This is a genomic window from Myroides albus, assembly GCF_009711045.1.
GTDB lineage: Bacteria > Bacteroidota > Bacteroidia > Flavobacteriales > Flavobacteriaceae > Flavobacterium > Flavobacterium album_A.
In genome coordinates this window covers 292,936-300,946 of sequence record NZ_WMJX01000001.1, presented here as the reverse complement: position 1 = coordinate 300,946, position 8,011 = coordinate 292,936, and the positions used below count along the sequence as shown (strand labels likewise).

The following is an 8,011-nucleotide window of genomic DNA, read 5'->3' as shown; positions in this document are numbered from 1 at the left end:
ACTTTAAAAAAACCGATTGTTTAAAATGCACAACGGGTTTACATAAGTATCATTGTACTTCCACTTAATAGTTTCGACATCGATATTCTTTAGTTCAACAAGGTCGTTCAAATCAACAGAAGCATCTACTGCCATATCAATAGATTCTTCTTTAAACGTAATCTTTCTTTCTATGACTTTTACTTTTAAAATAGAAGTATTATTCGTGTTTTTAATTGTAGCATTAATCAATACCTCTCCTTCTTTTAATGCTATAAGCTTTGTTCCTTCTATTCTAACATTTTCAGAATTATCAGCTTTCAACTCTATCTGATCCCATTCAACATTAATCAATGAGACAATTGGCATTAAATCTAACTCTTCTAGAGTCCCTAATACAATCTCATCTTGTGCAAAAACAATCTTTTGTTCAGCTACAACAATCTTCATGGTAGCATTTACCTTAGATTTCTTAGATTGTGCTCTTATAATAGTTTCCCCTGTTTTATGTCCAACAAGGTTAGTACCATCTACAAAGCTTGCTACTTCAGGATTATCAGAAGTAAAATTTATTTCTTCAAAAGAAATATTCTTAACCCGTAAATTTTTTAATATATCATACTCTTCATTAGGTAAAATGGTATGTGTAAGCACATCAAACGTAATTTCTTCCACAACTGGCTTTGGTACTTCACCTCCATCAGTAATATTATTACCTCCATCATCGCTACTAGAGCAAGAGAACATGAATAGAGACAAAATAAACACTAATAAAATTCTTAATTTCATAATCACTTAAATTAATTTTAATACAAAATTAAAAAATATTTTACAATAATTTCATAAATATTAACAATAAAACAAACCATAAAATACTAAATACGCAATAACAAATGTGGTACTTCATACGTTTATGATAAGCCTACCATACTTAAAGAGATATACTTTCCTTATTAGGTCACTAAACCTCCTTTTTGTACTTTTGCAAAAAGACTAAGCAAGATGTTTCAATTTAAACAGTTTACGATACAGCAGGATAAATGTGCGATGAAGGTAGGTACGGATGGAGTACTATTAGGAGCATGGACACCGATAGACAATAATCCTTATAAGGTGTTAGACATAGGATCAGGCACAGGACTGTTAGCCTTAATGATGGCACAGCGCACAGGTGCAGAGCAGATAGATGGAGTAGAAATAGATGAAAACGCACATGAGCAAGCTGTAGAGAACTTTGAGAACAGCCCTTGGGGTGATAGACTATTCTGCTATCATGCCGACTTAGAGACCTTCGCTAATGAGATGGAAGAAGAATATGATCTAATTATCTCTAATCCTCCTTTCTATAGTGAAGATTATCACACGAATGATAAGCAGAGAGATACTGCTCGTTTTCAGGATGCGATGCCTTTTGATTTATTAATTGAGGCAGTAGAATATTTCTTGTCTGAGAAAGGGGTGTTTAGTGTAATTATTCCAGCCAAAGAAGAAGAGACACTGATGCGATTAGCAGCCGAGTTTGGTATCTATCCATTCAAGGTAACTCGCGTTCGAGGGAACGAACAAGCTGAAATCAAACGTAGCTTAATAGCTTTTTCACGTCAATTAGTAGAGAAAATCCCCTTAGATGAGCTAACTATCGAAGTAGAGAGACATCAATACACCCCAGCATTTGAGGCACTTGTGAAAGATTTTTATCTAAAATTATAAAAAAAGTTAAAATTATTTTGTTTATTCCGAAATAATTTAATGATATTTGTACCAACGAAAACAAAGAAGAAAAAATGAATACAGTTTATACAATGATGATGACAATGATGATGTGGAGAAATCCGCAGGGCTTGTTATTTGCATAAACTTAAATTCTAAATAACATATATAAAGCCCTTGCGATAGCGAGGGCTTTTTTTTTACACTAAACCAAACAGTATATAATTAGATAAATATAAATACCATGATTTTCAATACTAACACAATGATGATGGCAATGATGATGATGAACATGATGATGTTCACGACGCCCTATTGCCTAAAGTCAACGAGTTAGTTATAATCTAAACAAAGAGATTAAAATACTTGAAGTCCTTTTGGCAATGCCGAAAGGACTTTTTTTATGCCCTTTACTCAGTAGGGTTAAGTACTGAGAAAATAAAAAACAAGTAACTAAAACATTAAAAAATATAACCATGAGCAATCTAAATTTTTCAACACAAGCATTACACGCAGGACACAATGTACAATCTACAGCAGGAACAAGAGCTGTGCCTATCTATCAGACATCATCGTATGTATTCGAAAATGCTGATCATGCAGCAGGAGCTTTTAACCTGTCTATCCCAGCGTACATCTATACAAGATTAAACAACCCTACTAACGATATCTTAGAACAACGCTTAGCTGCACTTGAGGGAGGTATCGGAGCAGTGGTAACAGCATCAGGAGCATCTGCTATCTCTACAACGTTCTTAACATTATTAAAAGCAGGAGACCACATCGTATCCTCTAATAGCTTATACGGAGGGACTTATAACTTATTTAATGTTACTCTTCCAAGATTTGGTATCAACACCACTTTCGTAGATCCATCTAATGTAGAGAACTTCAGAACAAATATTCAAGAGAACACAAAAGCAATATTCGTAGAGAGTTTAGGTAATCCTAAGTTAGACATCATTAACCTAAAAGCAGTTGCTAAGATCGCACAAGAGTTTAAGATACCTTTCATCGTAGATAACACTGTTGCCTCTCCTGCTCTACTTAACCCGATCGAATATGGAGCTAATATCGTAGTACACTCACTGACTAAATATATAACCGGGAACGGTACTTCATTAGGTGGAGCGATTATCGATGCAGGGACATTTGATTGGTCAAGTGGTAGATTCCCTGAGTTCACAGAACCATCACCAGGATACCACGGACTAATATATCATCAAGCATTAGGTAATGCGGCTTTCATCGCTAAGATAAGAGTAGAAGGATTAAGAGATTTAGGTGCAGCACTTAGCCCATTCAATGCTTTCCAAATCATCCAAGGATTAGAGACATTGCCTATCCGTATCCAAAAGCACAGTGAGAATGCTCTTGCATTAGCAGAGTGGTTAGAGAAACAAGATGCTGTAGCATGGGTAAACTATCCAGGTCTGAAATCAAGCCCTTACCACGACTTAGCAAAAGAGTACTTACCTAAAGGACAAAGTGGAGTGGTAACATTCGGATTGAAAAAAGGATTTGAAGCAGCGAAGACAGTAGCGAACGAGACAAAACTATTCTCACTACTTGCCAACATCGGAGATACCAAGTCATTAATCATCCACCCTGCTTCTACTACACACCAACAGTTAAGTGTGGCTGAACAAAAAGCAACAGGAGTAGCACCTGACTTAATCAGACTATCAGTAGGAATAGAAAACATTGAAGATTTAAAAGCTGATTTAGCTAACGTATTTAAAACATTATAAGATGAGTACCCAAACAGATATACTAAAACACATTCCGATAGACCCACACACAGGAGCCATCGCAGTACCGATCTATCAGACAACGACATTCGCTCAAGAAGCACCAGGAGTAAACAAAGGATTTGACTACACACGTACCAACAATCCTACTCGTCAAGCCCTTGAAGAATTAGTTGCCTCTTTAGAAAACGGTGCAAAGGGGTTTGCCTTTGGGAGTGGACTGGCAGCTATAGATGCTGTATTTAAAACACTGAGTCAAGGAGATGAAGTAATAGCAGTAGCCAATATCTACGGTGGTACATACAGACTGTTGAATGAGGTATATGCAAAGTTTGGGATCAAAACTCATTATGTAGATACAACAGTAGCAGCTAATGTAGAGAAAGCAATCAATGACAAAACCAAGTTGATATGGATAGAAAGTCCTACTAACCCTACACTGCGTATATCAGATATACAAGCTATAGCAGACATTGCTAAGAAACACAAGGTTTGGTTATGCGTAGATAACACTTTCGCTACCCCAATAGCTCAAAAACCTTTAGACTTAGGAGCTGATATAGTTGTTCACAGTGCGACTAAGTACATAGCAGGACACTCAGATGTAGTAGCGGGATTGGTCATCACGAAGACAGAAGAGTTAGGCAAGATCATTAAGTTTCACCAAAACTCTACAGGAGCTATACTAAGTCCTTTCGATAGCTTTTTAACCATCAGAGGCATTGAAACACTCTTGCTCAGATACAAAGGATATTCAGAGAATGCCCTAAAGATAGCAGAGTACCTCAGCACACATCCGAAGATAAACAAGATATACTATCCAGGATTAAAAAGTCATGAAGGACATGAACTTGCTAAGAAGCAACAAAAGTATTTCGGAGGAGTCATCAGCTTTGATCTAAAGAACAACAGCAAAGAGGCAGCTCTTAAGATTATACAAAGTCTAAAACTCTTTACACTGACTGAGGGATTAGGAGGAATAAAGAGCTTGAGCAACTATCCTTTTGAGATGTCTCATGGCTCAGTACCTAAAGAGACTAAAGTACAAGCAGGGATAACAGAAAGTCTAATACGATTATCCATAGGATTAGAAGAAACAGAGGATTTAATAGAAGATATCAAACAGGCATTAGCACAATAAATAACAACTGAATACCATGAGTCGCTTACAAGAAATAACAATCACTAATCATACACTACCAAACGGAAGTACACATACTTTTCACTTCACCTATCAGGTGGTGGGACAGCCTTTACACAGTGCTCCAATTGTATTGGTCAACCACGCTTTGACAGGAAATAGTCAAGTAGCAGGCGATGACGGATGGTGGAATAGCTTAGTGGGTTATGACAAAGTAATCGACCTCAACCGATACACAGTCCTTGCCTTTGACATACCTGGTAATGGTTTTAACCAACAGGAGGCTCACCTCATCCAAGATTATAAAGCACTAACGACTAAAGTAATTGCAGAAGTATTTTGGAAAGCGTTAGACCGATTACAGATCAATAGACTATACGCTGTTATCGGAGGAAGTTTAGGAGGAAGTATTGCATGGGAATTAGCATTTTTAAGACCAAAAGCGATAGACCACTTAATCCCCATAGCGACAAGCTGTAAAGCATCTGATTGGTTAATAGGAAATGCTTTAGTACAAGACAGTATTCTGAACAACTCTTCTCAACCGATAGAAGACGCCCGTATGCATGCTATGTTACTCTACCGCACTCCTGCATCGCTCCAGCAGAAGTTCGCTAACGGATATAAAGAAAGCGAAAACCAATATGCGATAGAGAGCTGGCTTAAATATCACGGACAGGCTTTAGAAAGTCGCTTTAAACTCCAAGCCTATAAATTGATGAATCACCTTCTGAAAACTATAGGCCAAGAGCAAACACAAGACAGTTTAAAAACTTTTGCTCAACAAACCAGTGCACACATACACTGTATAGCAGTAGATACAGATTATATGTTCACCAAAGAAGAGCAAGAGCAAACAGTAGAATTACTAAAAGACTGTTGCAAACACATTACATACCAAGAGATTCAATCCATACACGGCCACGATGCCTTTTTGATTGAATACGAACAATTAAACAATTTATTAAAACCATTATATTAAAATCAGCACATTATGAAAGTATTAAAGTTTGGAGGGAAATCCCTTGCATCAGGACAAGCTTTTGACAACGTTATAAACATTATCAAAACAAAAGTAAACGAAGGACCTATCGCTATTGTGGTTTCTGCCATAGGAGACACTACAGATACCCTTGAACATATATTAGACTTAGCAAAGACTAAACAAGATTATACAACTGCCTTTGAAGCTTTTAAGAACAGACCTTACCACCAAGAAGCAGATATAGATACAGAAATAGGAGTATTGAGCAAATTATACGAAGGAGTATCTCTAATCGAAGACTACGGGCTAAAGATTAAAGACCAAGTATTAGCACAAGGAGAATTAATATCAAGTAAGATATTAGCTGCTCAATTAAATGCAAAAGGGATAAGAGCTACTTCTGTAGATAGCCGTCAATTCTTTATCACAGATAACAACTTCGGTAGTGCACAAGCTATAGATGAGCTATCAAAAGAAAAGACTAAAGCTTTCTTTGATCAATTAGACAAAGACACTATCGCTATCGTTACAGGATTCATAGGAGCTACCGAAAAAGGAGAAACGACTACTCTTGGACGCAATGGTAGTAACTACTCTGCAGCACTATTGGCTAATTTTATCCAAGCAGATGAATTGCAAAATTATACTCATGTAGATGGTATTTATACTGCTAACCCTGATTGGGTTAAGAATGCACAGAAGATAGAAGAACTTCACTTCGATGAAGCAAATGAGTTGGCAAACTTCGGAGCATCTATTCTACACGCCAAAACAATATTGCCTTTGGTAGAGAATAACATTCCACTGCGTATCTTAAATACATTGAACCCTAATAGCAAAGGAACATTAATCTCTAATAGACAAACAGTAAAGGGAATCAAGTCTTTATCTGTACAGTCTAACACAGCCTTAATCCAATTCGAAGGACGTGGACTATTAGGGATCGTTGGAGTTGACGCACGTGTATTTACAGCATTGGCTAACGAAGGAATAAGCGTTGGGGTAATTTCACAAGGTTCTTCAGAGCGTGGTTTAGGATTTATCGTGGAAGAAAAAGACGCAGATAAAGCAAAGGATGCCTTAAACCGCGAATTCTCTAATGACTTCTATACACGTGATGTGAATAGCATTTCTATTATCCGTGATATAGCAGTTATCTCAATCATCGGACAAGACCTAAGCACATTTGACAAGCCTTATGCTGCATTAGTAAAGAATAAGATCGTTCCTATCCTATTCAACAATACAGTGACAGGAAAGAACGTGAGTTTAGTAGTACGCAAAGAAGAAGCGAAGAAAGCGCTAAATGTGATCCACGGACAAATATTTGGTATCGCTAAGAAAATCAATATCGCTGTATTCGGTCATGGTTTAGTTGGAGGTACTTTAATTGATCAAATCTTACACTCTGCTCAATCTATCGAAGACAAAAAGAATATTGCCCTTAACATCTTCGCCATCGGTAACTCTAAAAAAGTATTGCTAAACGATGGGGGGATTAACTGCAACTGGAGAGAAGATTTAAAAGATAAAAGTGTTGCCTATAATATCCAAGAGGTCATCGACTATGCGAATGCTAACCACTTAGAAAACTTAATCGCAATAGATAATACAGCATCAGGAGAATTTATCAAAAATTATATCCCATTAGTAGAGAATGGCTTTGATTTAATCTCATCAAACAAGATTGCCAACACTATATCGTATAGTTTCTACAGAGAGTTACGCCAGACATTAAAGGCAAACCACAAAGAGTATCTATACGAGACAAACGTAGGTGCAGGATTACCATTGATTGATACAATCAAGCTACTTCACTTATCAGGAGAGAATATCACGAAGATAAAAGGAGTATTCTCAGGAAGTTTAAGTTACATCTTCAACAACTACTCTATCCAAGACAGACCATTTAGTGAAGTGCTGAAAGAAGCAATCGACAAAGGATATACAGAACCAGATCCACGTGAAGACTTATCAGGTAATGATGTAGGACGTAAGCTGTTAATCTTAGCGAGAGAGTTAGACTTACAAAACGAGTTCGAAGAGATAAACATTCAGAACTTAATTCCAACAGACTTACAAGCTGTGGATACTCCAACGTTCTTAAACAGTTTAGAGAAGTTAAACCCTTATTTCGACAAGATAAAACAAGGCTTAGCACCAGATACAGTACTTCGCTATGTAGGAGAGCTATCAGGCGATCTACAAAAAGACAAAGGAGTATTAGAAACGAAGTTAATCGAAGTACCAACAAGTTCTGCTTTAGGACAATTAAAAGGTTCAGACAGTATATTCGAGATATACACTGAGAGCTATGGCGACAACCCTATCATTATCCAAGGAGCTGGAGCTGGAGCATCTGTAACTGCCAGAGGAGTATTTGGAGATATTTTAAGATTAGCTGATAAATAAATTGGTTAACAGTGGACAGTTTACAGTTAACGA

At 37.0% G+C, this 8,011-nt stretch carries 6 protein-coding genes; 5 read left to right on the top strand and 1 reads right to left on the bottom strand.

The window, feature by feature from the left end:
• Positions 1-3: 3 nt before the first annotated feature.
• Entirely contained in the window at positions 4-768 is a 765-nt protein-coding gene (locus GJV76_RS01330; RefSeq protein ID WP_155090842.1) for a hypothetical protein, read from the bottom strand.
• A gap of 213 nt (positions 769-981) precedes the next feature.
• Here GJV76_RS01330 and GJV76_RS01325 point away from each other — a divergent pair, with 213 nt between their 5' ends.
• The 5 genes from GJV76_RS01325 (at position 982) to thrA (ending at position 7,978) form a co-directional block, all read left to right on the top strand.
• The gene (locus tag GJV76_RS01325; RefSeq protein WP_155090841.1) at positions 982-1,689 is read left to right on the top strand and encodes a tRNA1(Val) (adenine(37)-N6)-methyltransferase; all 708 of its coding nucleotides are present in this window, start codon (positions 982-984) and stop codon (positions 1,687-1,689) included.
• 476 nt (positions 1,690-2,165) lie between these two features.
• Positions 2,166-3,440 carry an O-acetylhomoserine aminocarboxypropyltransferase/cysteine synthase family protein gene (locus tag GJV76_RS01320; RefSeq protein WP_155090840.1) on the top strand — a complete coding sequence of 425 codons (1,275 nt, stop codon included), beginning with the start codon at positions 2,166-2,168 and terminating at the stop codon, positions 3,438-3,440.
• Between the two features lies 1 nt (position 3,441).
• Positions 3,442-4,581, top strand: coding sequence for a trans-sulfuration enzyme family protein (locus GJV76_RS01315; RefSeq protein WP_155090839.1), 1,140 nt, complete (start codon positions 3,442-3,444; stop codon positions 4,579-4,581).
• A 16-nt stretch (positions 4,582-4,597) separates the two neighbouring features.
• Entirely contained in the window at positions 4,598-5,563 is a 966-nt protein-coding gene (locus tag GJV76_RS15865; RefSeq protein WP_160339604.1) for an alpha/beta fold hydrolase, read from the top strand.
• Positions 5,564-5,575: 12 nt separating this feature from the next.
• Positions 5,576-7,978: a bifunctional aspartate kinase/homoserine dehydrogenase I gene (thrA, locus tag GJV76_RS01310; RefSeq protein ID WP_160339605.1), complete on the top strand. Its 2,403-nt coding sequence runs from the start codon at positions 5,576-5,578 to the stop codon at positions 7,976-7,978.
• Positions 7,979-8,011: the final 33 nt, after the last annotated feature.